22 protein-coding genes and 1 pseudogene are annotated in these 26,234 nt (G+C 64.9%); 16 read left to right on the top strand and 7 right to left on the bottom strand.

All coding sequences use genetic code 11. The features are described 5' to 3' along the window. Positions 1-104 precede the first annotated feature (104 nt). From ACVIN2_RS23140 to ACVIN2_RS23100, 9 genes and pseudogenes are all read left to right on the top strand, one after another. Positions 105-950 carry a transporter substrate-binding domain-containing protein gene (locus tag ACVIN2_RS23140; protein WP_456767307.1) on the top strand — a complete coding sequence of 282 codons (846 nt, stop codon included), beginning with the start codon at positions 105-107 and terminating at the stop codon, positions 948-950. A gap of 189 nt (positions 951-1,139) precedes the next feature. Continuing rightward, positions 1,140-1,802, top strand: a complete 663-nt coding sequence (locus ACVIN2_RS23135; RefSeq protein WP_456767306.1) for an amino acid ABC transporter permease — start codon at positions 1,140-1,142, stop codon at positions 1,800-1,802. After that, entirely contained in the window at positions 1,799-2,596 is a 798-nt protein-coding gene (locus tag ACVIN2_RS23130; RefSeq protein ID WP_456767305.1) for an amino acid ABC transporter ATP-binding protein, read from the top strand. The genes ACVIN2_RS23135 and ACVIN2_RS23130 overlap by 4 nt, the downstream gene beginning before the upstream one ends. Continuing rightward, positions 2,596-3,351 (top strand): SDR family NAD(P)-dependent oxidoreductase, encoded by a 756-nt coding sequence (locus ACVIN2_RS23125; RefSeq protein WP_456767304.1) that lies wholly within the window; start codon positions 2,596-2,598, stop codon positions 3,349-3,351. Before ACVIN2_RS23130 ends, ACVIN2_RS23125 begins: the two co-directional genes overlap by 1 nt. Continuing rightward, positions 3,348-4,475: a muconate cycloisomerase family protein gene (locus tag ACVIN2_RS23120; protein ID WP_456767303.1), complete on the top strand. Its 1,128-nt coding sequence runs from the start codon at positions 3,348-3,350 to the stop codon at positions 4,473-4,475. The genes ACVIN2_RS23125 and ACVIN2_RS23120 overlap by 4 nt, the downstream gene beginning before the upstream one ends. Positions 4,476-4,728: 253 nt before the next feature. Beyond that, on the top strand, positions 4,729-5,148 hold the full coding sequence (locus tag ACVIN2_RS23115; RefSeq protein WP_456767302.1) for an HIT domain-containing protein: 420 nt from the start codon (positions 4,729-4,731) through the stop codon (positions 5,146-5,148). Between the two features lie 11 nt (positions 5,149-5,159). Next, complete coding sequence (gene nudC, locus ACVIN2_RS23110; RefSeq protein WP_456767301.1) at positions 5,160-6,098, top strand: NAD(+) diphosphatase; 939 nt, start codon at positions 5,160-5,162, stop codon at positions 6,096-6,098. A 6-nt stretch (positions 6,099-6,104) separates the two neighbouring features. Then, complete coding sequence (locus tag ACVIN2_RS23105) at positions 6,105-7,058, top strand: sugar kinase (protein WP_456767300.1); 954 nt, start codon at positions 6,105-6,107, stop codon at positions 7,056-7,058. Positions 7,059-7,125: 67 nt separating this feature from the next. After that, positions 7,126-7,636, top strand: a pseudogene (locus ACVIN2_RS23100) (Lrp/AsnC family transcriptional regulator). A gap of 149 nt (positions 7,637-7,785) precedes the next feature. On the opposite strand, the gene ACVIN2_RS23095 reads toward ACVIN2_RS23100, so the two are convergent. The 4 genes from ACVIN2_RS23095 to ACVIN2_RS23080 form a co-directional block, all read right to left on the bottom strand. Next, on the bottom strand, positions 7,786-9,285 hold the full coding sequence (locus tag ACVIN2_RS23095) for a phosphomannomutase/phosphoglucomutase (RefSeq protein WP_456767299.1): 1,500 nt from the start codon (positions 9,283-9,285) through the stop codon (positions 7,786-7,788). 189 nt (positions 9,286-9,474) lie between these two features. Then, entirely contained in the window at positions 9,475-9,984 is a 510-nt protein-coding gene (locus ACVIN2_RS23090) for a TIGR02281 family clan AA aspartic protease (protein ID WP_456767298.1), read from the bottom strand. Between the two features lie 124 nt (positions 9,985-10,108). After that, positions 10,109-12,586, bottom strand: a complete 2,478-nt coding sequence (gene hrpB / locus ACVIN2_RS23085) for an ATP-dependent helicase HrpB (RefSeq protein ID WP_456769787.1) — start codon at positions 12,584-12,586, stop codon at positions 10,109-10,111. Between the two features lie 143 nt (positions 12,587-12,729). Further along, positions 12,730-14,046 carry a UDP-glucose dehydrogenase family protein gene (locus ACVIN2_RS23080; RefSeq protein WP_456767297.1) on the bottom strand — a complete coding sequence of 439 codons (1,317 nt, stop codon included), beginning with the start codon at positions 14,044-14,046 and terminating at the stop codon, positions 12,730-12,732. 195 nt (positions 14,047-14,241) lie between these two features. Between ACVIN2_RS23080 and ACVIN2_RS23075 the strand changes: the two genes are divergently transcribed. The 3 genes from ACVIN2_RS23075 to ACVIN2_RS23065 all read left to right on the top strand — a co-directional run bounded on the left by ACVIN2_RS23075 (position 14,242) and on the right by ACVIN2_RS23065 (position 19,524). Next, entirely contained in the window at positions 14,242-15,309 is a 1,068-nt protein-coding gene (locus ACVIN2_RS23075; protein ID WP_456767296.1) for an acyltransferase family protein, read from the top strand. Positions 15,310-15,560: 251 nt separating this feature from the next. Beyond that, the gene (gene polA / locus ACVIN2_RS23070) at positions 15,561-18,641 is read left to right on the top strand and encodes a DNA polymerase I (protein WP_456767295.1); all 3,081 of its coding nucleotides are present in this window, start codon (positions 15,561-15,563) and stop codon (positions 18,639-18,641) included. Positions 18,642-18,888: 247 nt separating this feature from the next. Continuing rightward, a complete protein-coding gene (locus ACVIN2_RS23065; RefSeq protein WP_456767294.1) occupies positions 18,889-19,524 on the top strand; it encodes a LysE family translocator in 636 nt (211 codons plus the stop codon). Positions 19,525-19,693: 169 nt separating this feature from the next. On the opposite strand, the gene ACVIN2_RS23060 is transcribed toward ACVIN2_RS23065, so the two are convergent. Continuing rightward, positions 19,694-20,320: a glutathione S-transferase family protein gene (locus ACVIN2_RS23060; RefSeq protein WP_456767293.1), complete on the bottom strand. Its 627-nt coding sequence runs from the start codon at positions 20,318-20,320 to the stop codon at positions 19,694-19,696. Between the two features lie 174 nt (positions 20,321-20,494). Between ACVIN2_RS23060 and pyrE the strand changes: the two genes are divergently transcribed. Both pyrE and ACVIN2_RS23050 read left to right on the top strand, forming a co-directional pair. Beyond that, positions 20,495-21,058: an orotate phosphoribosyltransferase gene (gene pyrE / locus ACVIN2_RS23055; protein ID WP_018460046.1), complete on the top strand. Its 564-nt coding sequence runs from the start codon at positions 20,495-20,497 to the stop codon at positions 21,056-21,058. A 267-nt stretch (positions 21,059-21,325) separates the two neighbouring features. Then, positions 21,326-22,105, top strand: a complete 780-nt coding sequence (locus ACVIN2_RS23050; protein ID WP_456767292.1) for a DUF2865 domain-containing protein — start codon at positions 21,326-21,328, stop codon at positions 22,103-22,105. 116 nt (positions 22,106-22,221) lie between these two features. Here ACVIN2_RS23050 and ACVIN2_RS23045 read toward each other — a convergent pair whose 3' ends face one another. Then, positions 22,222-22,653 carry a hypothetical protein gene (locus ACVIN2_RS23045; protein WP_027514353.1) on the bottom strand — a complete coding sequence of 144 codons (432 nt, stop codon included), beginning with the start codon at positions 22,651-22,653 and terminating at the stop codon, positions 22,222-22,224. A 189-nt stretch (positions 22,654-22,842) separates the two neighbouring features. Between ACVIN2_RS23045 and ACVIN2_RS23040 the strand changes: the two genes are divergently transcribed. After that, a complete protein-coding gene (locus tag ACVIN2_RS23040; protein ID WP_456767291.1) occupies positions 22,843-23,133 on the top strand; it encodes a GIY-YIG nuclease family protein in 291 nt (96 codons plus the stop codon). A gap of 63 nt (positions 23,134-23,196) precedes the next feature. Here the strand turns inward: ACVIN2_RS23040 and ACVIN2_RS23035 are convergent, their stop codons facing one another. Continuing rightward, complete coding sequence (locus ACVIN2_RS23035; protein WP_456767290.1) at positions 23,197-23,430, bottom strand: hypothetical protein; 234 nt, start codon at positions 23,428-23,430, stop codon at positions 23,197-23,199. Between the two features lie 230 nt (positions 23,431-23,660). Here ACVIN2_RS23035 and ACVIN2_RS23030 point away from each other — a divergent pair, with 230 nt between their 5' ends. Beyond that, positions 23,661-26,177 (top strand): glycogen/starch/alpha-glucan phosphorylase, encoded by a 2,517-nt coding sequence (locus ACVIN2_RS23030; protein ID WP_456769786.1) that lies wholly within the window; start codon positions 23,661-23,663, stop codon positions 26,175-26,177. Positions 26,178-26,234: the final 57 nt, after the last annotated feature.

The raw sequence follows: 26,234 nt of genomic DNA, 5'->3' as shown, positions 1-26,234 counted from the left end.
GCAATTCCCGGCCTGCCCAGCCGATAGGCTGTGCTTTCACTGCCGGAGGCGCCTTGGTAAGAACGCTGCTGGAACTCCTTCCAACAGAAAAGCGATTGATCCCAATGGTTACACGTCGTGATGTTGCATCGATTGTCGGGCTTGGCGCGATGGCTGCGGCGACGCTGGCCTCCCCGGCCGTGGCGCAGACCGCCGATACCAACGAATCGACCTTCGCCCGCATCCGCCGCACCAAGAAGATGCGGATCGGCGCGGTCGGCGGCGGCGCGCCCTATTACATGAAGGATCTTTCGACCGGCCAGTGGAAGGGCTTTTACGTCGACATCGCCAAGGCGCTTGCCGAGGACATGGAGGCCGAGCTCGAGATCACCGAGACCACTTGGGGCAATTCGGTGCTCGACCTGCAGTCCAACAAGATCGACATCTTCTTCGGCCTCAACCCGACCCCGAAGCGCGCGCTGGTGGTCGACTTCTCGGTGCCGGTCTTCAACAACGCCTTCGGCATCCTCTGCAAGAAGGACTTCAAGCCGAAGAGCTGGGCCGAGCTGAACTCGCCCGACGTCAAGATCGCGGTCGACCAGGGCTCCTCGCACGACCAGGTCGTGAGCCGCCTGACGCCGAAGGCGCAGATCTCGCGGCTGAAGACCGCCGACGACGCCACCGCCGCGCTCCAGACCGGCCGCGTCGACGCGCAGTGCCTGATCACCATGCTGTCGCTGACCGTGCTGAAGAAGAATCCCTCGCTCGGCCAGTTCGTGCTGCCGACACCGATCTTCGCGACGACGTCGAACGCCGGCTTCCGCCGCGAGAGCGACAAGACCTGGCGCGACTACGTCAACACCTGGATCGACTTCAACAAGGGCCTCGGCTTCATCCGCAACGCGATCATCACCAACATGGAGCTGGTGGGCGTGACCGAGGCGGACATTCCGCCGGGCGTTTCGCTGTAGGTGATGAGATCGGAGCGAGCTCGATCCGCACGCTCCGCCCTGCTCCCTCTCCCGCCTGCGGGAGAGGGTCGGGGCGAGGGTGTCTCCACAGTCGAGAACCCCCGTGTGGACAGAGCCCTCACCCGCGTCGCATCTTCGATGCGATGCGACCTCTCCCGCAAGCGGGAGAGGTGAAGCAAGAAAGCACGCATGTATCAGTGGGACTTCGGCATCCTCTGGAGCTATCGCTGGCTCTTTCTCAACGGGCTCGGCGTCACCGTCGGCTTCACCTTGGTCATCGTGGTGTTCGGCCTCGTCTTCGGCCTGTTCGGCGCGTTCGGCACCCTGTCGCGCTTTCGCGCGGTGCGCCTTCTCGCGCTCACCTTCATCGAGGCATTCCGCTGCACGCCGATCCTGGTGCAGCTGATCTGGTTCTATTACGCGCTGCCGATCCTGGCGGGTGTCGAGATGACGCCGATCACGGCCTCGGCGCTGGCGCTCTCGCTGTATGGCGGCTCGTTCTATTCGGAGATCATCCGCGGCGGCATCATCTCGATCGATCGCGGCCAGTCCGAAGCCGGCGCCGCGCTCGGCATGACGCCGGCCCAGAGCATGCGGCGCATCGTGCTGCCGCAGGCGATCAAGCGCATGATCCCGGCGCTGATGAACCAGTCGATCATCCAGTTCAAGAACACCTCACTGGTCTCGGTGCTGGCGGTGCCGGACCTCGTCTATCAGAGCCAGGTCGCCGCCCATGACAGCTACCGTCCGCTGGAAACCTACACCGCAGTCGCGGTCGCCTATGCGGCGATCCTGATTCCCCTGACCATCATGGTCCGGCGCGGCGAGAAGCGACTGGCGGTCGGCGAATGAGCGACACCTCTTCCAAGATCGAGATCCGGGCGCTGCGCAAAAGCTTTGGCAGCAACGAGGTTTTGAAGAGCATCAGCCTCGACGTCGCCAAGGGTGGTGTCGTGGCGCTGATCGGCCCATCCGGGTCCGGCAAGTCGACGCTGCTCCGCTGCATCAACCTCCTGGTGACGCCCGACGGCGGCAGCGTCCGCGTCGGAGAGACGCGCTTTGCTTTTGGAGAAGGCACAAAGCTGCCGGACGTGAAGACGCTGGCCAGATTCCGCGCCACCACCGGCATGGTGTTCCAGCATTTCAATTTATTCCCGCACATGACGACGCTGCAGAACGTGATGGAGGGACCGGTCACGGTGCGGCGCATGGCCAGGGCTGACGCGGAGAAGCTGGCGCGGGCCCAACTCGCCAAGGTGGGCCTTGCCGAGAAGGCCGACCAATATCCGGCAACGCTCTCGGGCGGACAGAAGCAGCGCGTCGCGATTGCGCGGGCGCTCGCGATGGAACCGGACGTGATGCTGTTCGACGAGGCCACCTCCGCGCTCGACCCCGAGCTCGTCGGCGAGGTGCTCGCCGTGATTCAGCAGCTGGCGTCGGAGGGCATGACCATGGTGATCGTGACCCACGAGATCGCCTTTGCCCGCGAGGTCGCCGACCGGCTCATCTTCATGCGCGACGGTGTCGTGGTCGAGGAAGGCCCGGCGCGGCAGGTGATCGACCATCCGCAGGAAGCCGCGACGCGCACCTTCCTCAGCCATTTCCACCGCACCGGCGCGCTGCCGCCGGTTACAACGGCATCGTGATGTCCGAAATCAATCGCGTCTATCTCATCACCGGCGCCGCCAGCGGCATCGGCCGCGCCACTGCAAAACTGCTCGCGGAGCCCGGCACCGCGCTGCTGCTGCACACGCGCTCCAACGCAGCCGGTCTCGACGCCACCGCAGCGGAAGCCGAAGCGCAAGGCGCGATCGTCGCGAAATGCCTCGGCGACCTCGCCGAGGAGGCCGCGGTCACCGACGCCGTCGCCGCTACGCAAAGCGCCTTCGGCCGACTCGATGGATTGATCCTCGTCGGCGGCCATGCCCGCCGCGGCAGCGCCATCGGTACGCCGGCGGATGAGTTCCGCAAGGCGATGGACGAATCGGCGCTGGCGTTCACGCGGTTGGTGGACGCGGCGCTCCCGCTGCTGCGTGCAGGGCGAGATTCGCGGATCGTGGCGGTGTCGTCCTTCGTCGCGCACGCGATCCGGCCGGAGTTCGCGCCCTTCGCAGCGACGGCCGCGAGCCGCTCCGCGCTCGAAGCGCTGGTACGGCTCACCGCAGTCGAGCTCGCCAAGGAGGGCATCACCGTCAACGCGGTCGCGCCGGGCCTCATCGTCAAGGACAGGCCCAGCGAAAGCCGGCTGTCACCCGAACAGATCGCCGCGACCGAGGCGCTGATCCCGATGGGCCGCCGCGGGCGGCCGGAGGAAGTCGCCGAGATCATCGCCTTCCTGGCCTCCCCGAAAGCATCCTACGTCACCGGCCAAGTCTGGCACGTCAATGGGGGCCTGACATGACCGAAGCGACCGTCGAACGCATCAGGCTGTTCCTGATCGAGAGCCCGATCAAGATGGCGCGCCTGCAAGGCGTCGGCAACGTCAAGGGCAAGGTGAAGCGCGTGCTGATCGAGCTCACTTCCAGCGACGGCGTGATCGGCTGGGGCGAGGCCGCACCGTGGGAAGTGTTCACGGGAACGCCGGAAGCGGCCTTCTCCGCGCTCGACATCTATCTGCGGCCGATCGTGATGGGCAAGCCGGTGCGCCGCATCCGCGCGCTGATGGCCGAGCTCGATCGCGCGCTGGTCGGACATGCCGAAGCCAAGGTCGCGATCGAAATGGCGCTGCTCGACATCGTCGGCAAATCGTCGGGACTTTCGGTCGCCGACCTGCTCGGCGGCCGCGTGCGCGACACGATCCCGCTGTCGTTCTCGATCGCCGATCCGGATTTCGCCGCCGATCTCGAACGCATGCGGAAAATGGTTCCGGACGGCAATGTCATCTACAAGGTCAAGACCGGCGTGAAGTCGCATCGCGAGGATCTCGATCATCTCGCGGCGATCCGCAACGAGTTCGGCGACAAGGTCGATCTTCGCGTCGATTACAACCAGGCCTTAGCGCCATTCGGCGCCATCAAGATCCTGCGCGACGTCGAGCAGTTCGCGCCGACCTTCATCGAGCAGCCGGTGCCGCGCAAATTTCTCGACGTGATGGCGCAGCTCACCGCGGCGCTGGAAACGCCGGTGCTCGCGGACGAAAGCTGCTTCGACCGCCGCGACATGATGGAGGTGGTGCGCCGCGAGGCGGCCGATGCCGTCTCGATCAAGCTGATGAAGGCCGGCGGCCTGTTCGAGGCGCAGGCGATCATGGCGATCGCCGACATCGCCGGCCTGCCGGGCTATGGCGGCACGCTGTGGGAGGGCGGGATCGGGCTCGCCGCCGGCACGCAGCTGATCGCGGCGACGCCGGGAATCTCGCTCGGCTGCGAATTCTACATGCCGCACCACGTGCTGACCGAGGACGTGCTGGAAGAGCGCGTCGCCAATCGCGGCGGCCACGTCGTGGTGCCCGAGGGCCCCGGCCTCGGCATCCGCGTCAGCGAAGCCTCGGTCCGCGCCAATGCGCGGGTGCTGGCGGAGGGGTAAGACGTCACCACGCATTCGCTGTCGTCCCGGCGAAGGCCGGGACCCATAACCGCAGGGAGATGTTTTGCGAAGATTGGTCGTTCGGGATTAGCATCAACCGCAATCGATAGACCTCGCGGTATGGGTCCCGGCCTTCGCCGGGACGACAACGGTGCATGCTGCCCCTGCGGGCTCCTAACCTTCCCCTCGCCAACTCCGTATCGTATGGTCCGGCCAATCGCGCCCGATCCCGTCGGGCGATCTGGAAACTCATATGTCCGAACCCGCCTGGTCGCTGCACTCCCGCCTGAAAGATGACACCATCGACATCGGCGATTTGCCGCTGTCCAAGGTCTTGGTCATCAAGGACGCGCATTATCCCTGGCTGCTGCTGGTGCCGCGGCGCGCGGATGCGGTCGAGATCATTGATCTCGACGAGGTGCAGCAGGCGCAGTTGATGACGGAGATCTCCCGCGTCTCGCGCGCGCTGAAGGAGATCACCGGATGCGACAAGCTCAACATCGCGGCACTCGGCAACCTCGTGCCGCAGCTTCACGTCCACATCATCGCGCGCCGCACCAGTGACGCCGCCTGGCCGCGGCCGGTCTGGGGCGTGATGCAGCCCTTGGCGCACGACGCCACCGAGGTGCAGACTTTTATCAGCGCGCTTCGCCGCAAGATCTGGTTGGGTTGAAAGAACAAGACATGTCAGCATTCGACTCGTTTCCGCTGGGGCAGCCGGCCTTCGTCACCAACATTCTCGACCGTGCCGCGCATCTGCGCCGCGATGACGAAAAGCTGTTCGCGATGGAGCAGAAGCCGTCGTCGCGCGCGTATGTCGTTTACCGCGACTCGCTGCTGGTGAAGCGCGAAGGCGACAAAGTGCGCGCGCTGCTCGGAATCGACGAGGCGCTGAAATGCGGCGCCAATCCCGGCACGATCTTCTTAGGCTTGCGCGACGGCGCCGCGATGTTCGGGATGGGCCTGTCGCAGGCCGCATCCGAGAAGCTGATCGGGCGCGAAGACTACGTCCTCAGTGAGCTGCGCGGCATGGCGATGCAGGGCGCGGTGCCGCCGCAGGAGCTGTCGGCGATCGCGATGGCGAAGTCGATGGTGAGCTGGCATCAGCGCCACGGCTATTGCGCCAATTGCGGCACGCGTACCGGGATGAAGGAAGGCGGCTGGAAGCGGGAGTGCCCGAGTTGCAAGGCCGAGCATTTCCCGCGCACCGACCCTGTCGTGATCATGCACGTCGCCTCCGGCGAAAAGTGCCTGCTCGGCCGCCAGAAGCAGTTTCCGTCCGGCATGTATTCGTGCCTCGCCGGCTTCGTCGAGGCGGCCGAAACCATCGAGGACGCGGTGCGCCGCGAGATCCTCGAAGAATCCGGAATCCGCTGCACCGACGTGCAGTATTACATGACCCAGCCCTGGCCCTATCCGTCATCGCTGATGATCGGCTGCAGCGCGCGGGCCGTGAGCGAGGACATCGTCGTCGATCACTCCGAGCTGGAGGATGCACGCTGGTTCACGCGCGAGGAGGCCGCCTTGATGCTGACGCGGACGCATCCGGACGGGCTCGCCGGCCCGCATCCGTTTGCGATTGCGCATCATTTGCTCGGCCGCTGGGTGCACGACAAGAGCTGACCGCCGATGGCGCCCTCTGTGATCGCGCCGCACATCCTCTGCATCGGCATTCCCGTGCGCGACCTGACGTTTCGGGTCGAGGCCGTGCCCGCGCGCGGCAGCAAGGCCAACGCCAGCCATCTCGCGGAGATTTGCGGCGGCAATGCGCTCAATGCCGCGATCGCCATCGCGCGGCTCGGCGGCCGCGTCGCGTTCGCAGGTCCGATGGGCGATGCGCAGGAAACGTCGAGCGGCTTCATTCTCGAGCGCATGACATCCGAAAATATCGACACAAGCCATATTGTGCGCATACCTGATGCGACCACGCCCGTCTCTGCCATCATCATCGATGCGACAGGCGAGCGAACGCTCACGATCTATCGCGATCCGGCCCTGTGGACAGTCGAGCTGCCCGACGCCGACAAGCTGCTCGCCGATTGTCAGGCGGTCCTCGTCGAGAGCCGCTGCGCTGCGTTCGCGACTTCGCTCTGCACTGAGGCACGCCGGCGCGGCATTGCCGTCATCGTCGGCGTCGATCGCGCGATGTCGTTGCAGGACGGCCTGCTCACGGCCGCCTCGCACCTGCTGTTCGCCAGCGAACAGGTGCAGGAGACCGCCGGCATCGCCGATGACGGCGAGGCGTTGCAGCGCTTGGCCGCGCTCACGCCCGCCTTCCTCGCCGCCACCCGCGGCCCGCGTGGCACGATCTGGCTGAACGAGAGCGGCAAACTGGAGCAGACGCCGGCGGTTCCGGTTCAGGCCGTCGATACGCTCGGCGCCGGCGACGTCTTCCATGGCGCCTTCACGCTTCGCCTCGCCGAAGGCGGCGGCGTGCGGGAGGCGCTGCAATTCGCCGCGGCCGCCGCAGCGCTGAAATGCACCCGTCACGGCGGCGGCCTGGCCGCTCCGCAACGCGTTGAAGTTGAAGAGCTTTTGCGAGGTGGGCAGCAGAGGGATTCCACTGATGCGGCGAGAATATAGGCTTGCCGTGGAAAGATTTTCTCTATATCAGTGAAATTAGCCCCGGATATGGAACAAAGTTCTTCAAATGACCGATCTCGCCGTCCCGCTCCCCGAGACCAGCCGCCGCCTCGACGCCATCGACCGCAAGATTCTGATGGTGCTGCAGAGATGATGCCTCCCTCTCCGTCGCCGAGATCGGCGACCGCGTCGGCCTGTCCTCGACCCCCTGCTGGAAGCGCATCCAGCGCCTGGAGGCGGACGGCGTGATCACCAAGCGGGTGGCACTGGTCGACCAGAACAAGATCGGGCTCGGCATCTCCGTGTTCGTGTCGGTCGAGAGCTCCGACCATTCCGACGCCTGGCTCAAGAAGTTCGCCGACGCCGTCAGCGCCATGCCGGAGGTGATGGAGTTCTATCGCATGGCCGGCGACGTCGACTACATGCTGCGCGTCGTCGTCGCGGACATGCAGGCCTATGACGTGTTCTACAAAAAGCTGATCAGCGCCGTGCCGCTGAAGAACGTCACCTCGCGCTTCGCGATGGAGAAGATCAAGTCGGTCACCGCGCTGCCGATCCCGGCGGTGGTGCCGGCTTAAGGTTCACCCACGAGTAAACTGTCATCGCCCGGCTTGACCGGGCGATCCAGTACGCCGTGACGACTGAAATCGATCGAGAAGCCTCGGCGTACTGGATGCCCCGCCTGCGCGGGGCATGACAGCGGCGTGCGTGGCGACTTGCTTACGCCTCAAATCTTCTGATTGTACTCGCCGACTTCGGGATGGGTGCGCAGCACGCTGTTCACCATCTCGAACATGTCGTGCATGCGCTGCTCGGAGACCGGGCTCTCGACCACGACGACGAGCTCGGGCTTGTTGGAGGAGGCACGCACCAGGCCCCAGCTGCCGTCCTCGACCGTGACGCGGACGCCGTTGACGGTGACGAGATCGCGGATCGACTGGTCGCCGATCTTGGCGCCCTTGGCCTGCAAGCCCTCGAAGTGCTTCACCACCTTGTCGATGACGCCGTACTTCACCTCGTCGCCGCAATGCGGCGACATGGTCGGCGACGACCAGGTCTTCGGCAGCGCGTTCTTCAGATCGGCCATCGACTTGCCGGAGGCGCGGTCGAGCATGTCGCAGATCGCAAGCGCCGAGACGAGACCGTCGTCGTAGCCGCGTCCATACGGCTTGTTGAAGAAGAAATGGCCGGACTTCTCGAAGCCGGCGAGCGCACCCGTCTCATGGGTGCGGCGCTTCATGTAGGAATGGCCGGTCTTCCAATAGGTGGTTTTCGCGCCCTGCTTCTGCAGCACCGGATCGGTGATGAACAGGCCGGTCGACTTCACGTCGACGATGAACTGCGCATCCTTGTGGATCGCGGACATGTCGCGCGCCAGCATCACGCCGACCTTGTCGGCAAAGATCTCCTCGCCGGTGTTGTCGACGACGCCGCAGCGATCGCCGTCACCGTCGAAGCCAAGGCCGACATCGGCCTTGTGCTGTAGCACCGCGTCGCGGATCGCGTGCAGCATCTCCATGTCTTCGGGGTTCGGATTGTATTTCGGGAAGGTATGGTCGAGCTCGGTGTCGAGCGGGATCACCTCGCAGCCGATCGCCTCCAGCACCTGCGGCGCGAATGCGCCGGCGGTGCCGTTGCCGCAGGCCGCGACGACCTTGAGCTTGCGCTTGAGCTTCGGACGGCTGGTGAGATCGGCGATGTAGCGCGCCGGATAATTCTCGTGGAATTGATAGGAGCCGCCGGCCTTGTTCTTGAACTCGGCGCCCAGCACGATCTCCTTCAACCGCGTCATCTCGTCGGGGCCGAAGGTCAGCGGGCGGTTGGCGCCCATCTTCACGCCGGTCCAGCCATTGTCGTTGTGCGAGGCCGTGACCATGGCGCAGCAGGGCACGTCGAGGTCGAACTGGGCGAAATAGGCCATTGGCGTCACCGCGAGCCCGATGTCGTGCACCTTGCAGCCTGCTGCCATCAGGCCGGAAATCAGCGCATATTTGATCGAGGCCGAATAGCCTCGGAAATCATGACCGGTGACGATCTCCTGGCTGACGCCGAGCTCCGCGATCAGCGCGCCCAGCCCCATGCCGAGCGCCTGGATTCCCATCAGGTTGATTTCCTTCTGGAACAGCCAGCGCGCATCGTATTCGCGAAAGCCCGTGGCCTTCACCATCGGCTCGGATTCGAAGGCATAGGTGTTGGGCAGCAACACGGATTTCGGCTTGGGGAACATTGAGACGGTCTCGTGAAAAAGAGCCAGATTAATGCAGCCTTAGCGAATGCCGGGCTGCAGCGGAAGGCGGGAATGGCAGCTTATGGATGATAATTGCGGCAGTTTGGTAACGGGGAAATCTGGCCGCGAGAGCGGCCGAAATAGTGATCTTCTTGAAATATGTGGTCGCCGGCGCCTTTGGGAGAACCTTTACTGCTCCAGCACCATCTGGCCGTTGGCGTATTCGAAGCGCTTGAGACGGGAGAGGAAGGAGAGGCCGAGCAGGTTCTCGGACAGCGCCTCGTCGGGCAGCACCATGGCATCGACGTCGCGCACGATAAGCCCGCCGACATCGAGCATGGCGATGCGGGTGCGCGCGGCCTTGATGGTGCCGTTGGCGGTGGAGACGGTGGCGTTGTAATCGCTGCGCGAGGGCCGCAGGCCGAAACGGGCGGCCGAGGTCTCGTTCAGCGCAACCACGGAGGCGCCGGTGTCGACCATGAAGCCGATGCGCTGGCCCTCGATCCGGCCCTCGGTCTGGAAGTGGCCGCGGCCGTCGCGGGGGATGTTGAGGCTGCGGCCGCCGGCCGGCGCGGTGGACGCGACTGCTACCGTGCGCGGCACCGCCGTCGCCGAAGCGGAGCTCATCCTGTCCGCCATCTGCGCCATGAAGGTGCCGAGGCCGATCATGATCGCCGCGAAGATCATTATGTTACGCATCACACCACTCGAAGCCGAAGCTCGATTTCACCACGCGGAGGCCGCTCCGCGAGCGACGCTGCGGCCAGAGCTGTGCTATTTTGACGAAAAGGATGAGCGGACGGTTAATGCGTGTTCGGAACGCTCACGTCCCCCGCGGCTTGACCCGCCGGGTCGGCAGCGCATTCGCCGGATCTTCTGGCCAGGGATGGCGCGGGTAGCGGCCGCGCAAATCGGAGCGCACGGCGCTGTAACTGCCGCGCCAGAAACCGGGCAGATCGCGCGTCACCTGCACCGGGCGCTGCGCCGGTGACAGCAGCTCCAGCACCAGCGGCACCTTGCCGGCGGCGATCGAGGGATGGGTGTTGAGGCCGAACAATTCCTGGAGCCGCACCGCGATGGTCGGCCCCTGCTCGGCTTCATAGTCGATCGCGAGCACGCTGCCTGTCGGAGCCTCGAAATGCGTCGGCGCCTCGCGGTCGAGCCGCGCGCGCATCTCCCACGGCAACAATGCCATCAACGCGTCGGAGAGATCGCCGGCGGAGATATCCTTCAGCGCGATCTTGTCGTAGAGCGCCGGCACCAGCCAATCGTCGCGCCGCGCGATCAACCCGTCGTCCGAGAGATCAGGCCAGCTGTCGCCCTCGGCCTTGCGCAAGAACATCACGCGATCGCGCCATTGTTTGGCTAGCTTCGACCAGGGCAACCGGTCGAGACCGGCTGCGATCAGCCCGTCTGCGAAGATGCGCGCGGTGTCCTCCGAGGGCGACACCGCAAGTGTCGCCTCGGAGAGCGTGATCGCGTGCAGCGCGCGCTTGCGCCGGGCCCGGAGCGCCATCGCGCCGCGATCGAACGATATCTCCTCGACGGATTCGATATGCTCGGCGAAATGCTGCTCGATCTCGTCCTGCGAGATTTGCGCTGCGAGCAGAATGCGCCCGCTCGCCGCCGTGCCGGTCATCTCGCCGATCGCGATATAGGGCGCGCGCGCGAGCGACGAGGTCTGATCCACGGCAGCGCCTCGACCGTTGGCGAGCACGAAGCTGCCGTTGCCGCGGTTGCGCGCGACGCGATCCGGGAAGGCGTAGGCCAGCATCAGGCCGGTCGAGAGATCACCTTCGCCGGTCGCCGCCTTCTCTGACGCCGCCACCTGCGAGGCCCAGCGCCGCGCGAGGTCGCGCGCGCTTGCGGCCCGCGGGGAACGGTCGCGGCGGAACTGATCCCGCCGGTGCTCGAGATCAACGCTGTCGCCGCCGAGCCCGCGCTCGGTGATGATGGCGGCGATCTCGGCGGCGGCTTCGCCCTCGCCGGCACGATGCGAATCCACGATCATGCGCGCGAGCCGCGGCGGCAGCGCCAGCGCGCGCAGGCTCTTGCCTTCCGCGGTCATGCGGCCATCGGCATCGAGCGCGTTGAGCTCGGCGAGCAGGCTCTTTGCTTCCTTCCAGGCCGGCTGCGGCGGCGGGTCGAGAAAAGATAATGCGGCGGGATCGGACACGCCCCATTGCGCGAGATCGAGCACCAGCGAGGACAGATCGGCGCTGAGGATCTCGGGCTGGGTGTAGGGCGCGAGCGAGGCTGTCTGAGGTTCGTCCCAGAGCCGGTAGCACACGCCCGGCTCGGTGCGGCCGGCGCGGCCGCGGCGCTGGTCCGCTGCAGCGCGCGAGACGCGCACGGTCTCGAGCCGGGTCAGGCCGATGTCGGGCTCGTAGCGCGGCACGCGGGCAAGACCGGAATCGACCACGATGCGCACGCCCTCGATGGTCAGCGAGGTCTCCGCGATCGAAGTCGCCAGCACCACCTTGCGCGTGCCTTTGGGCGCCGGCGAGATGGCACGATCCTGCACGGCGGCGTCGAGCGCCCCGAACAGCGGCACGATTTCAATGCTGGAATCCTGTATGCGCTCGCCGAGAAAATTCTGGGTGCGGCGGATTTCGGCGGCGCCCGGCAGGAACGCCAGCACGGAGCCGGCATCGGCGCGCAGCGCCGAGGCGATCGCATCCGCCATCTGCCGCTCGATCGGCGCGTCCGCCTTGCGGCCGAGATAGCGCGTCTCGACCGGAAAGGCGCGGCCCTCGCTTTCGACGACGGGCGCTTCGCCGAGCAACTTTGCGACGCGGGCCCCATCGAGCGTGGCCGACATCACGAGGATGCGCAAATCCTCGCGCAGGCCGGTTTGCGCATCGCGCGCCAGCGCAAGGCCCATATCGGCATCGAGCGAGCGCTCGTGGAATTCGTCGAACAGGATTGCGGCGATGCCCGACAGTTCGGGATCGTCGAGGATCTGGCGGGTAAAGATGCCCTCCGTCACCACCTCGATGCGGGTCGCGCGCGAGATTTTCGAGCCGAAGCGGACACGATAGCCGACGGTCTCGCCGGTGCGTTCGCCGAGCGATTTGGCCATGCGGTCGGCGCTGGCGCGCGCCGCGATGCGCCGCGGCTCCAGCACGATAATCTTCTTGCCCTTGGCCCAGGGAGCATCGAGCAGCGCCAGCGGCACGCGCGTGGTCTTGCCGGCACCTGGGGGCGCCACCAGCACGGCGGCATGATGCGCCTCCAGCGTGCGCGAGAGGTCGTCGAGCACGGCGTCGATCGGGAGGGGCGTGTCGAAACTGCGGGGCAAATATCTCGCTTCCGTCATCACCCGCCTTGTGCGCACTTGCGCACTGGTGCGGGTGATTCAGTAAACTCGGATCCCGGTTATTACGAAGATCGCAGATTACTGGATACCCCGCCTTCGCGGGGTATGACAATCATATGCCGCTATCAGCCCTGCACCGGCGGTCGTCCAATGCTCTCATACACGAAGCCAGCCGCAGCCATCTCCTCGGGACGGTAGATGTTGCGCAAATCGACGATGACGGGCTGAGCCATGGTCGCCTTCAGCCGGTCGAGGTCGAGCGCGCGGAACTGCACCCATTCGGTGACGATGACGATCGCATCGGCGCCTTCCGCGCAGGAATAGGCGTCCTCGCAATAAATGATGCTGGGCAGCTCACCCTTCGCCTGCTCCATGCCGACGGGATCGAACGCCTTCACCTTCGCGCCCATGTCGATCAGGCCGGTCACCAGCGGGATCGACGGCGCATCGCGCATATCGTCGGTGTCCGGCTTGAAGGTGAGGCCGAGCACGGCCACGGTCTTGCCGCGCAGCGAGCCGCCTAGCGCCTGGCTCACTTTTCGCGCCATCGCCCGTTTGCGGTTCTCGTTGACCGCCAGCACGGATTCGACGATGCGCAAGGACACATCGTAGTCCTGCGCGATCTTGATCAGCGCCTTGGTGTCTTTCGGAAAGCACGAGCCGCCGAAGCCCGGACCGGCATGCAGGAATTTGGTGCCGATGCGGTTGTCCAGGCCAATGCCGCGCGCGACCTCCTGCACGTTGGCGCCGGCCTTTTCAGAGAGGTCCGCGATCTCGTTGATGAAGGTGATCTTGGTCGCGAGGAAGGCGTTGGCGGCATATTTGATCATCTCGGCGGTGCGGCGTTCCGTGAACATCAGCGGCGCCTGGTTCAGCGACAGCGGCCGATAGATATCGCTCATCACCTTGCGGCCGCGCTCGTCGGAGGTGCCGACGACGATGCGGTCGGGGAATTTGAAGTCGCGGATCGCCGCGCCCTCGCGCAGGAATTCGGGGTTCGAGGCGACCACGACGTCCGCCTTGGGATTGGTCTCGCGCATGATGCGCTCGACCTCATCGCCGGTGCCGACCGGTACGGTCGACTTGGTCACCACGACGGTGAATCCGGACAGCGACTGCGCGATCTCTTTCGCAGCCGCATAGACGTAGGACAGATCGGCGTGGCCATCGCCGCGACGCGACGGCGTGCCGACCGCGATGAACACGGCATCGGCATCCGCGACCGGCTTGGACAAATCGGTGGTGAACTCCAGCCGCTTGGCCTTCACATTCGTCGCGACCAGTTCCTCGAGCCCGGGCTCGTAGATCGGGATCTCGCCGCGATGAAGGGCCGCGATCTTCTTCTCGTCCTTGTCGACGCAGATGACGTCGTGACCGAAATCCGCAAAGCAGGCCCCGGACACCAGTCCCACATAGCCCGTGCCGATCATAGCAATGCGCATGAAAAACCCTGTTTGGCTTGGTTAACGAAACCGCAATTCCAAGGCGGTTTAGCATTTTACCGGGGTGAGGGAACAGCCCGCGTACAAAAAACGGCACGGCACTTGTACCGGTAAAGAAATCGTAAGCAGCAAGGCGGCAAACTGCCCCGCGTTCGCGCAGAGATCCTGGCGGAACACGCCTCAAAAAGAGACACCATGGCACCATCAGGCACAATCGCCGCGAGCGGGGGACTCAAGGCCCCGGCTGCTGCGCGCGTCGATTGGGTCGATTACGCCAAGGGCATCTGCATCGTCATGGTCGTGATGATGCATTCGGTGCTGGGGGTCGAGCTTGCCGCCGGCGAGACTGGCTTCATGCATGTTTTGGTGGCCTTCGCAAAGCCGTTCCGGATGCCGGATTTCTTCCTGATTTCGGGTCTGTTCCTGCCACTGGTGGTCGACCGGCACTGGCGAACCTATCTCGACCGCAAGGTAGTGCATTTCGCCTATTTCTATGTCGTCTGGGTGACAATCCAGTTCGGCTTCAAGGCCCCCGCCTTCGCGGCGGAAACGAGCTGGCGCGAAGCCGGCTTGCTCTATCTGGAATCCTTCGTCGAGCCGTTCGGCACGCTATGGTTCATCTATCTCCTGCCGATCTTCTTCGTCGTCACGAAACTGACACGGCTAGTCCCGCCGCCCGCGATCTGGCTCATCGCGGCCGCACTGGAGACGGCGCGTGTCGCAACCGGCTGGACCGCGATCGATGAGTTCTGCGCACGTTTCGTCTATTTCTATTCGGGCTATCTGTTCGCGCCCTACGTGTTCGCGCTGTCGGACCGCGCGCGCAATCATCCCGCATGGGCGCTGACAGCGCTCGCGACATGGGCGCTGGTCAATGCCGGCCTCGTTGCGTTCGGGGCCAGCGAATGGAAAATCGTCTCGCTCGTGCTCGGCTTCGCCGGGGCCTGCGCCATCATCACGATGGGCACGCTACTCGCGCGCGCGCAATGGCTGAATGTCTTCCGTTTCTGCGGCGAGCATTCGATCGTGATCTACCTCGCCTTCTTCCTGCCGATGGCGGCGACACGGACGCTGCTCTTGCGCACGGGCATCATTCCCGACATCGGCGCGGTGTCGCTGATTGTGACTATCGCCGGCGTGATCGGCTCGCTCGCGATCTGGCAGATCGCTCTGCGTCTTGGCGGCAATTTCCTGTTCGAGCGGCCCGATGCGTTCTGGATCGCGCCGAAGAAGGCGGGAGCGGTGTTGCAGGCGGCGGAGTAATCCTGCCTCCACATCGTCGTCCCGGCGGAGGCCGGGACCCATACCGCGTGATTTATCGATAGATCGCGGTCTTCGTACTGCGGCACGATCGCTTAGCTGCCAGTCTTCGCCAAACTTCTCCCTGTGGTTATGGGTCCCGGCCCCCCGTGCGCAATTGCGCACTAGGCCGGGACGACATTTGAGTGTGGGCTCCGGCCAGATTTCCCACATCCAAGGCTGTCAAAGGCCGCAAAAATTCATACATTGCGGCCATGCCCAAGAGCTCCCCAAAGACCACCGCCCAAGCTGACACCAAGGCTGCCGCGCCCAAGGCCGCCGAAACCAAGGCCGCTGCTGCGACAGCTGCTGCCAAGCCCGTCGCCGCGAAGGCGGCCGGCAAGGGCGACCATGTCTTCCTGGTCGACGGTTCCGGCTACATCTTCCGCGCCTACCATGCGCTGCCGCCGATGAACCGCAAGTCCGACGGCTTGCAGGTCAATGCCGTGCTCGGCTTCTGCAACATGCTGTGGAAGCTGTTGCGCGAGATGCCCGAGGACAACCGGCCGACGCATCTGGCGATCATCTTCGACAAGTCGGAAATCACCTTCCGCAACAAGATCTATCCTGAGTACAAGGCGCACCGGGCGCCGGCGCCGGACGATCTGATCCCGCAATTTTCGCTGATCCGCGAAGCGGTACGCGCCTTCGACCTGCCTTGCCTGGAACAGGTCGGCTTCGAGGCCGACGATCTGATTGCGACCTATGTGCGGCAAGCCTGCGAGCGCGGTGCGAGCGCGACGATCGTGTCCTCCGACAAGGACCTGATGCAGCTCGTCACCGATTGCGTCACCATGTACGACACCATGAAGGACCGCCGCATCGGCATCCCCGAGGTGATCGAGAAGTTTGGCGTGCCGCCGGAGAAAGTGGTGGAAGTGCAGGCCCTGGCCGGCGATTCCACCGACAACGTTCCTGGCGTGCCCGGCATCGGCATCAAGACCGCGGCGCAGCTGATCGTCGAATATGGCGATCTCGAGCAATTGCTGTTCCGCGCCACCGAAATCAAGCAGCCGAAGCGGCGCGAGGCGCTGATCGAGAACGCGGAGAAGGCGCGCATCTCGCGGCAGCTCGTATTGCTCGACGACAAGGTCGACCTCGACGTCCCGCTGGACGATCTCGCCGTCCACGAGCCCGATGCGCGCAAGCTGATCGCGTTCCTGAAGGCGATGGAATTTTCCACGCTGACGCGCCGCGTCGCCGAGTTCTCGCAGATCGATCCGGCCAACGTCGATGCCGATCCGGGTTATTCCAGCGGCGCCAGCGTCTTCTCGCCGCTGCCGCCTTCGGACGTCGTGCCGGCCCCGGGAACCGGCGCGCCGACGCAAGCGCCAGTGGGCCAGCGCAACGCATCGGCGACCAAGGAGGACAAGGCTGCGAGCCCGAAGGGCGCGCCGATCTCTCTTGCCGCCGCGCGCGAAGAGGCTTTGCGGAAGCTCCCGGTCGACCGCAGCAAGTACCAGGCCGTCAAGACGCTCGCGGAATTGAACGCGTTCATCGCGCGCATCCACGATGCCGGCAATGTCGCAGTCGAGATCCGGGCAAACTCGATCGACCCGATGCAGGCCGATCTCTGCGGTATCGCGCTGGCGCTGGCGCCGAACGATGCGTGTTACGTGCCGCTGGCGCACAAACAGTCCGGCGGCGGCGCTGGCCTGTTCGACGCCGGCCTCGCGCCCGATCAGGTCAAGCACAGTGATGCGATCGAAGCGCTGCGGCCGGTGCTGGAATCGTCAGGCATTCTCAAGATCGGCTTCGACGTCAAATTCACCGCGGTGATGCTGGCGCAGCACGGCATCACATTGCGCAACACCGACGACGCGCAGCTGATCTCCTACGTGCTCGACGCCGGCCGCGGCTCGCACGCGCTGGAGCAGCTGTCCGAGCGCTGGTTCGGTCACGCCATGCTCAAGGAGAACGAACTGCTCGGCAGCGGCAAGGGCAAGATCACGTTCGACCAGGTGCCGATCGACAAGGCCGCGGCGCTGTCGGCGGAAGGCGCCGACATCACCTTGCGCGTCTGGCGCTTGCTGAAGCCGCGCCTTGTCGCCGAGCACATGACCACGGTCTACGAGACGCTGGAACGGCCCCTGGTATCGGTGCTCGCGCGCATGGAGCGGCGCGGCATCTCGATCGACCGCCAGGTGCTGTCGCGCCTCTCCGGCGACTTCGCCCAGACCGCGGCACGCGTCGAGGCCGAGATCCAGCAGATCGCGGGCGAGCCCGTCAATGTCGGCAGCCCGAAGCAGATCGGCGACATCCTGTTCGGCAAGATGGGACTGTCCGGCGGCACCAAGACCAAGACGGGCGCGTGGTCGACCACCGCTCAGGTGCTCGACGAGCTCGCCGAGCAGGGCCACGACCTCCCGAAGAAGATTCTGGAGTGGCGCCAGGTCTCGAAGCTCAAATCGACCTACACCGACGCGCTGCCGACCTACGTCAATCCCCAGACCCACCGCGTCCACACGACCTACGCGCTGGCCGCGACCACGACGGGCCGGCTGTCGTCGAACGAGCCGAATTTGCAGAACATTCCGGTGCGGACCGAGGACGGCAGAAAAATCCGCCGCGCCTTCATCGCAACGCCAGGGCATAAGCTGGTCTCCGCCGACTACTCGCAGATCGAGCTGCGGCTGCTCGCCGAGATCGCCGACATTCCCGTGCTGAAGCAGGCGTTCAAGGACGGCCTCGACATTCACGCCATGACGGCATCCGAAATGTTCGGCGTGCCGATCGAGGGCATGCCGAGCGAAATCCGCCGCCGCGCCAAGGCGATCAATTTCGGCATCATCTATGGCATTTCGGCGTTCGGCCTCGCCAACCAGCTCGGCATCGCGCGCGAGGAGGCCTCGGCCTACATCAAGAAATACTTCGAGCGCTTCCCCGGCATCCGCGCCTACATGGACGAGACGCGCGACTTTTGCCGGAACCACGGCTATGTCACGACGCTGTTCGGACGCAGGATGTACTATCCAGACATCAAGGCTTCGAACGCCTCGGTGCGCGCCTTCAACGAGCGCGCCGCGATCAACGCCCGGCTCCAGGGCACCGCCGCCGACATCATCCGCCGCGCCATGACGCGGATGGAGGCTGCACTGGCCGAGAAGAAGCTCTCGGCGCAGATGCTGCTCCAGGTGCATGACGAACTGATCTTCGAGGTGCCGGACGCGGAGGTCGAGGCCACGCTCCCCGTCGTGCAGCACGTGATGCAGGACGCGCCGTTCCCGGCCGTGCTGCTCTCGGTGCCGCTGCATGTCGATGCACGCGCGGCGAACAATTGGGACGAGGCGCATTGATTTCCTTACCTCGCCCCGCTTGCGGGGAGAGGTCGGATCGCTCTTGCGATCCGGGTGAGGGGGTGCAGGTCCGTCAGCGATCTCACTCGCGGAGAGAGCCCCTCACCCCAACCCTCTCCCCGTAAGAACGGGGCGAGGGAGCGCAGCCAGCGCGCGGCCGCACTAGAATTGTCCTCCGTGCAATTGCGCGATGGCCCCACCGCGCCACGCATATTAGAATCGTGCCGTCTCCCGCACCGGTTCAGCCATGCCCCACACCTCCGCCCTGCTCGGCTTCGCTCTCGTCTGCCTCGGCCTCGTGCTCACGCCCGGGCCGAACATGATCTACCTGATCTCGCGTTCGATCACGCAAGGCCCAGTGGCGGGCATCGTCTCGCTCGGCGGCGTGGCGCTCGGCTTCGTGTTCTACATGCTGTGCGCGGCGTTCGGCATCACGGCGCTGCTGCTCGCCGTTCCCTTCGCCTATGACGCGTTGCGCTTCGCCGGCGCCGGCTATCTGTTGTGGCTGGCCTGGCAGGCGGTGAAGCCGGGCGGGCGCTCGCCGTTCCAGGTGAAGCAGCTTGCGATCGACAGCCCGCGCAAATTGTTCGCGATGGGGTTCGTCACCAATCTGCTCAACCCCAAGATCGCGATGCTTTACCTCGCGCTGCTGCCGCAGTTCATCGACCCCGCCGCGGGCAGCGTGCTGGCGCAGTCGGTGGTGCTCGGCGCAATCCAGATCGCGATCAGCGTCAGCGTCAATGCCATGATCGCGCTCGCGGCCGGGTCGATCGCGCTGTTTCTCGCAAGCCGGCCAAGCTGGATGCTGGTCCAGCGCTGGCTGATGGGCACGGTGCTGGCCGGGCTTGCGGTGCGGATGGCGGTCGAAGCGCGGAAGGTGTGAGGGCCTTCTTCCTTCTCCCCTTGTGGGAGAAGGTGGCGCGAAGCGCCGGATGAGGGGTTCTCTCCTCAAGCACAGATGCGGGTGAGCTCGGCGAGACAGACCCCTCACCCGTCTCGCCGCTGCGCGGCGAGCCACCCTCCCCCACAAGGGGGGAGGGAAAGAAAGAACCTCAATCCAGCTTCGCCTCCATGCCCCGCTGCACCGCCGGGCGGGCCATCAACGCCTCGTACCAGCGCTTGACGTGGGGGAAGTCGGCCAGGTCAACCTTGTGGCGAGGGTGACGCCAGGCCCAGCCCAGGATGGCAAAATCGGCAACCGAGAGCTCGCCGGCGACGAAATCGTGGGCCTCCAGCCGGCGGTCGAGGACGCCGTAGAGCCGTCGCGTCTCCGCCATGTAGCGCTTGAGGCCGTAGGCGCGGTCCTGCTCGTTCTCGAGCGCAATGAAATGGTGCACCTGGCCCGGCATCGGCCCGAAGCCGCCCATCTGCCACATCAGCCATTCATAGACGGGGATGCGGCCTGAAAGCGATTTCGGCAGGAATTTGCCGGTCTTTTCGCCGAGATAAAGCAGGATCGCCCCCGACTCGAAGATGCTGACCGGCTTGCCGTCCGGGCCATCTGGGTCGAGGATCGCGGGGATCTTGTTGTTGGGCGAGAGCTTCAGGAACTCCGGCGCCATCTGTTCGCCCTTGCTGATATTCACCGGGATCACCTTGTAGGGCAGCCCCATTTCCTCCAGCGCAACCGAGATCTTGCGGCCGTTCGGCGTGTTCCAGGTGTGCAGCTCGATGGTCATTTGTCGTGTGTCCTTCCCGGGGATATCTGGCATCCACCTACTCCAGAAGGTTGCACCCCCACAACCGGCGGGCCGGGATGGCCGATCCCTGTTGACGGGGGAAGCCCCCTCTGGAATGTCGGGGCCGTCGCGGATAAATTCCGCCACTTCCAAAAACGCTCCCGAGGGCCCGCCGTGTCTAAATCAGCCTCCCGCGCCCGCCTGTTCGAGATCATCCGCCGGCGCTCTTTCGGCCGCGGCGAGGTGACGCTCGCGTCGGGTCGCAAGAGCGACTTCTACTTCAACCTCAAGCCGACCATGCTCGACCCGGAGGGTGCGACGCTGCTCGCCGAGCTGACCTATGAGGCGCTGAAGGACGACCAGCTCGATTTCATCGGCGGGCTCGAGATGGGCGCGGTGCCGCTGGCCGGCGCGCTGGCGCAGATCTCCTGGATCAAGGGCCATCCCATCGCGGCCTTCTTCGTGCGCAAGAAGCCGAAGGAGCATGGCGCGAAGCTCGCGATCGAGGGGCTGCCCAGGGGCGAGACGCTGGAGGGCAAGCGCGTCGTGATCGTCGAGGATGTCACCACCACCGGCGGCTCGGCGATGAAGGCGGTGGAGGCGGTGCGCGAGACCGGCGCGGAAGTGGTGCTGGTGCTGACCATGGTCGACCGCGAGGAAGGCGCCGACGACACCTTTGGCGCGGCCGGCCTGCCCTTCCGGTCGCTGTACAAGGCGTCGGAGTTCTTGAAGGCTTGAGCGGCCAAACTTTCTCCGCCGTCGTGCCCGGGCTTGACCCGGGCATCCACGCCTTTGCCGCACCAGAGATCGTGGATGGCCGGGACAAGCCCGGCCATGACGAGGTCCACTCCGTCCGGCGACACCGCTCCCCCTCAACCGCTCATTTACCATCCCGCCTTATGGTGAATCATGTGCTGAGACCTGAGGGTCCCGGCCGGTTGGGTAGCGTTCGGGTGGAGTAAGCGTTTGCGTACAGTCATGTCCCATGCGCGCCGGAATCGCGCGATGCTCGTAGCCGCCACACTGGCAGCACCGCTGCTCGCGGCTCCGGCCCCGGTTTCGGCCGAAGGCCTGTTCGATTTCTTCTTCGGCGGAATGCAGCCGCAGCAGCAGCGGCCGCAGCGTGAGGTGCCGCAGCAGGCGAGCTCCTACGCGGACCCTTTCACCGGCCAGCAGAATGCCGCATCCCCGCAATACGTGCCGCCGACACGTTCGGCCGCGGCCGGCGGCTCGGGCCCGGCGTTCTGCGTGCGCAGCTGCGACGGCAAATATTTTCCGCTGATGCGCGGTCTCACCTCGCCCGCGCAGATGTGTCAGGCTTTCTGTCCTGCGAGCGCGACAAAAATCTATTTCGGCTCGTCGATCGACGGCGCCGCGTCGCAGACCGGCGAGCGCTACGCCGATAGCGAGAACGCGTTCGCCTATCGCAAGGCGCTGCGCGCCGACTGCACCTGCAACGGCCGCGAGCCGGTCGGCCTTGCGCCGGTCGATCTGGCGCTGGATTCGTCGCTAAAACCCGGCGACGTGATCGCCACCAGCGACGGTCTGGTTGCCTATACCGGCATCCGCGTCGGCAACGACCAGGCCGCGGACTTCACCCCGGTCGCCTCTTATCCCGGTCTCACCGCGCAGGTCCGCGCGCGGCTCGGCGAGATGAAGGTGGCGCCGGTGCGCGCCGAGACGGTCGCGGCGGATGGCCCCGCCGCGGAGATCGTGCGCGAGACGCTGCCCGACGTGACGGTGCCGAAAACGCAGAAGCCGGCGAAGCGGGCTGGGCTGGAGTAAAGCCCAACTCTCACCAAGTCGTCATTGCGAGCGAAGCGAAGCAATCCAGAGTCTTTCCGGAGAGAGGCTCTGGATTGCTTCGTCGCTACGCTCCTCGCAATGACGAGATTGCTGCACTACCGTCCGATGATCACGCCGATCACATTCGGCGCCGCCAGATATTTCTCCTCGATCGCCGCGCGCGCGGCGGCGCGGTTATCTGCCGTGAGCAGGCCGCGCTTCTCGGCCAGGATCATCCAGCAAAAACCCCACCAGTCGGTGAGCATGCCCTGATCGTCGACGAGGTCATACCCCTGCTCGGCGGCGAAGATGCGCGCATGCGCTTCGTCCAGCGTGTCGAGGAACAGATGGTCCTCGGCCGAGAACAGATCGTCGCTGACGTCGTCGATGGTGTAGCCCCAGATCGACTGGCACACTGCGTTGAACTCGCGGTCGAACTGGTCGTCGTCGACCGCGTAGCGCCGCGCCGCCTGATGCAGCCGCGACAGCGAGCGCGCGAAATCGGCGATCCTGGTGAGGGCAAATTGATCGAAGGCAATGGTGGACATGTAGTCCTCGCGAAGTCTGGCAGACGCTAGATATTGTGTCGGCAACACGACGAATCACAATGATATATCAAAGACTTGCTAAAGTGTTCTTAATTTGTTCTGATGCCCGGCGCGGTTGTTGGAGAGCGTCGTCCTGGCGAAAGCCAGGACCCATTCCCCCGGTCAGCGTTGACCTTGCGAGCTGAGGCCATGAGCGCAAGCAGCTACTACGTCTACATCTTGGCGAGCCGCCATCACGGGACAATTTATATCGGCATTACCAACGACATCCGCGCGCGGCTTGAATTACACCGGTCGGGTCGAGGCTCCAAGTTCGTGCAAAAGTACAAGATCTTCCGCCTTGTGCACGTCGAAGCATTCGCGATTCCCCAGGAAGCAATCGCGCGCGAGAAGCAGTTGAAGTTCTGGAAGCGGGACTGGAAGATCAAGCTGATCGAGGAGGAGAATCCCGACTGGAATGACTGGTCGGGCCTCATCTGACAGTCGGGGTAATGGGTCCTGGCTTTCGCCAGGACGACACCTTCTTCGTTGCACCAGTCATGCTCAATTCGCCGCCGACATCAACTTATCCCCACACGCGCTCGCATAAAACTTGCCGCCGCATTGGCGCTTGATGGCGGCGCAGCGGGCGGCGGGGGATGCGTTTTGCGGGAGCGTGACCGCGCAGCTCAGGCCGTCGGCGCTGCGGCCGATCTTGCCGGCGGCGAAGGCGGCGCTGGACGCGGTGATGCAGACGACGAGGAAGGTGGCGGCGGCGATTTCGATCAGCCGTCGCATCACAGGTCTCATCAGAGAGTTCATGGGGCGTCTCCTCCACACTGATGGCTGAATTGGCCGCCATTCTAGCACCAAATCCACGTTTCCCCGTATGCGTCCGGGTTCCCAAATCGGCCCGTTCCTTGCATAATTTTACGCCAGCGCAGTGCACGGTCGCACCAGCAATGGTTCCGGTACAGAGGCAAGATGCGTAGGGTCAGTAGTGTTCTCGCGACCAGGAAGTGACGACTTTGCAAGATTCATCGTTCCAGCCCAATTTCTCCGCCCCCAACCAGCCCATCGACGAACTCGCGCTGGCTGAGATCAAGGGCGCGATCCTGGCGAAGCTGCGCCTTGCCATCGGCAAGGATGCGGGCATGGCCACCAAGCACGACTGGTACCAGGCCGCGGCGCTGGCGTTGCGCGACCGCATCGTGCATCGCTGGCTCACGGCCGAGAAACACAGCTACGATGCGGGGCGCAAGCGCGTCTATTATCTCTCGCTCGAATTCCTGATCGGCCGCCTCTTCAGCGACGCGCTGAACAATATGGGGCTGTTGAAGATCTTCGAGGTCGCGCTCGGCGATCTCGGCGTCTCCTTGCCGGAGCTGCGCAAATGCGAGCCGGACGCTGCGCTCGGCAATGGCGGCCTGGGCCGTCTCGCCGCCTGCTTCATGGAAAGCATGGCGACGCTGTCGATCCCCGCGATCGGCTACGGCATCCGTTATGATTACGGCCTGTTCCGCCAGATCATCAATCAGGGCTGGCAGCAGGAATATCCGGACGAATGGCTCGGCTTCGGCAACCCCTGGGAATTGCAGCGACCCGAAGTGATCTATGACATTCGCTTCGGCGGCGGTGTCGAGCATGTCGAAGACAAGGGCCGCGATCGCGCGATCTGGCATCCGTCCGAGACCGTGCAGGCGATGGCCTATGACACGCCGATCGTCGGCTGGCGCGGCCAGCACGTCAACGCGCTGCGGCTGTGGTCGGCACGCTCGCCCGATCCGTTGAAGCTCGACGCCTTCAACACCGGCGACTATGTCAGCGCCAGCGCCGAGCAGTCGCGCGCCGAAGCGATCTGTAAATTTCTCTATCCGAACGACGAGAGCCCGGCGGGCCGCGAGTTGCGCCTGCGCCAGGAATATTTCTTCGTCTCGGCCTCGCTGCAGGACCTGATCAAGCGGCATCTTGCATCCGACGGCCAGCTCCGCAGCCTGTCGAGCAAGGTCGCGGTGCAGCTCAACGACACCCATCCGAGCCTCGCCGTCACCGAGCTGATGCGGATCCTGATCGACGATCACAATTTCCGCTGGGACGAGGCCTGGAAGATCACGGTCGCCACGCTGTCCTACACCAACCACACGCTGCTGCCCGAGGCGCTGGAGACCTGGCCAGTCGAGCTGTTCGAACGGTTGCTGCCGCGGCATCTCGAGATCATCTACCGGATCAACGTGCAGCACCTCGCGCTCGCAGAGGCGCGCGCCCCCGGCGACATCGACTTCCGCGCCTCGGTCTCGCTGATCGACGAGCGGAGTGGCCGGCGCGTGCGCATGGGCCAGCTCGCCTTCGTCGGCTCCCACCGCATCAACGGCGTCTCGGCGATGCATTCGGACCTGATGCGCGAGACCGTGTTCCACGACCTCAACCATCTCTACCCCGGCCGCATCACCAACAAGACCAACGGCATCACCTTCCGCCGCTGGCTGATGCTGGCGAACCCGAAGCTTACCGATCTGTTGCGCGAGACCTGCGGCGATGCCGTGCTCGATGATCCGACGCAGCTCAGCCTCATCGAAGCCCGCGCCAGCGACGTCGAATTCCAGAAGAGGTTCCGCGCCGTCAAGCTTCACAACAAGACGGCGCTGGCCCGCCTGATCGGCGAGCGGCTCGGCATCAAGGTCGATCCGACCGCGCTGTTCGACGTGCAGATCAAGCGCATCCACGAATACAAGCGCCAGCTTCTCAACGTCATCGAGACCGTCGCGCTGTACCAGGCGATCAAGGACGATCCCAACGGCAACTGGGTGCCGCGGGTGAAGATCTTCGCGGGCAAGGCAGCGGCGAGCTACCGCTACGCCAAGCTGATCATCAAGCTGATCAACGACGTCGCGGAAGTCGTCAACAACGATCCCACGATCGGCGGCAAGCTCAAGGTCGTCTTCCTGCCCGACTACAATGTCAGCCTCGCCGAGGTGATCATTCCCGCGGCCGACCTCTCCGAGCAGATCTCGACGGCCGGCATGGAAGCCTCCGGCACCGGCAACATGAAGCTGTCGCTGAACGGCGCCCTCACGATCGGCACGCTCGACGGCGCCAATATCGAAATCCGCGACCATGTCGGCGCGGAGAACATCGCGATCTTCGGCATGGAAGCCGGCGATGTGATGATCCGGCGCAAGCAGGGGCTGGACGCCTCCGACGTGATCCGCAACTCGCCAAAGCTCCAGCGCGCCATCAATGCGATCGGCATCGGCGAGTTCTCGCCCGGCGATCCCGGCCGCTTCGAATCGATCGCGCACGCGCTGCGCTATCTCGACCATTATATGGTCAGCGCCGATTTCGATTCCTATTACGAGGCGCAGCGCAGCGTCGATGCGCGCTGGCAGGTGGCGCCGGCCTGGACTCGTGCCTCGATCCTCAACGTCGCGCGCATGGCGTGGTTCTCCTCCGACCGCACCATTCGCGAATACGCCGAGGAGATCTGGAACGTGCCAGTCAACCCGACCACGCCGTTGCTGCCTACCTTGCGTGACGTCGCGGGCTGAATTTCCGCGACGTGAAATCGGTTACCCACGAGGTAATTGCACAAGCCGGCGGCGGAC

It is taken from the genome of Bradyrhizobium sp. USDA 3650 (genome assembly GCF_054057395.1).
Note: the sequence above shows the minus strand (reverse complement) of the source record. Positions and strands in the feature narration are given on the sequence as shown.

What these genes read in the sequence shown, in the direction of transcription:
- polA (WP_456767295.1), top strand. Translation starts at nt 15,561, where the DNA reads ATGCCCAAGAGCTCCCCAAAGACCACCGCCCAAGCTGACACCAAGGCT.
- ACVIN2_RS23125 (WP_456767304.1), top strand. Translation starts at nt 2,596, where the DNA reads ATGTCCGAAATCAATCGCGTCTATCTCATCACCGGCGCCGCCAGCGGC.
- ACVIN2_RS23075 (WP_456767296.1), top strand. Translation starts at nt 14,242, where the DNA reads ATGGCACCATCAGGCACAATCGCCGCGAGCGGGGGACTCAAGGCCCCG.
- ACVIN2_RS23090 (WP_456767298.1), bottom strand. Translation starts at nt 9,984, where the DNA reads ATGCGTAACATAATGATCTTCGCGGCGATCATGATCGGCCTCGGCACC.
- ACVIN2_RS23115 (WP_456767302.1), top strand. Translation starts at nt 4,729, where the DNA reads ATGTCCGAACCCGCCTGGTCGCTGCACTCCCGCCTGAAAGATGACACC.
- ACVIN2_RS23065 (WP_456767294.1), top strand. Translation starts at nt 18,889, where the DNA reads ATGCCCCACACCTCCGCCCTGCTCGGCTTCGCTCTCGTCTGCCTCGGC.
- ACVIN2_RS23140 (WP_456767307.1), top strand. Translation starts at nt 105, where the DNA reads ATGGTTACACGTCGTGATGTTGCATCGATTGTCGGGCTTGGCGCGATG.
- ACVIN2_RS23120 (WP_456767303.1), top strand. Translation starts at nt 3,348, where the DNA reads ATGACCGAAGCGACCGTCGAACGCATCAGGCTGTTCCTGATCGAGAGC.
- ACVIN2_RS23060 (WP_456767293.1), bottom strand. Translation starts at nt 20,320, where the DNA reads ATGACCATCGAGCTGCACACCTGGAACACGCCGAACGGCCGCAAGATC.
- ACVIN2_RS23130 (WP_456767305.1), top strand. Translation starts at nt 1,799, where the DNA reads ATGAGCGACACCTCTTCCAAGATCGAGATCCGGGCGCTGCGCAAAAGC.
- ACVIN2_RS23045 (WP_027514353.1), bottom strand. Translation starts at nt 22,653, where the DNA reads ATGTCCACCATTGCCTTCGATCAATTTGCCCTCACCAGGATCGCCGAT.
- nudC (WP_456767301.1), top strand. Translation starts at nt 5,160, where the DNA reads ATGTCAGCATTCGACTCGTTTCCGCTGGGGCAGCCGGCCTTCGTCACC.
- ACVIN2_RS23105 (WP_456767300.1), top strand. Translation starts at nt 6,105, where the DNA reads ATGGCGCCCTCTGTGATCGCGCCGCACATCCTCTGCATCGGCATTCCC.
- ACVIN2_RS23080 (WP_456767297.1), bottom strand. Translation starts at nt 14,046, where the DNA reads ATGCGCATTGCTATGATCGGCACGGGCTATGTGGGACTGGTGTCCGGG.
- ACVIN2_RS23135 (WP_456767306.1), top strand. Translation starts at nt 1,140, where the DNA reads ATGTATCAGTGGGACTTCGGCATCCTCTGGAGCTATCGCTGGCTCTTT.
- ACVIN2_RS23035 (WP_456767290.1), bottom strand. Translation starts at nt 23,430, where the DNA reads ATGCGACGGCTGATCGAAATCGCCGCCGCCACCTTCCTCGTCGTCTGC.
- ACVIN2_RS23095 (WP_456767299.1), bottom strand. Translation starts at nt 9,285, where the DNA reads ATGTTCCCCAAGCCGAAATCCGTGTTGCTGCCCAACACCTATGCCTTC.
- ACVIN2_RS23050 (WP_456767292.1), top strand. Translation starts at nt 21,326, where the DNA reads ATGCTCGTAGCCGCCACACTGGCAGCACCGCTGCTCGCGGCTCCGGCC.
- ACVIN2_RS23040 (WP_456767291.1), top strand. Translation starts at nt 22,843, where the DNA reads ATGAGCGCAAGCAGCTACTACGTCTACATCTTGGCGAGCCGCCATCAC.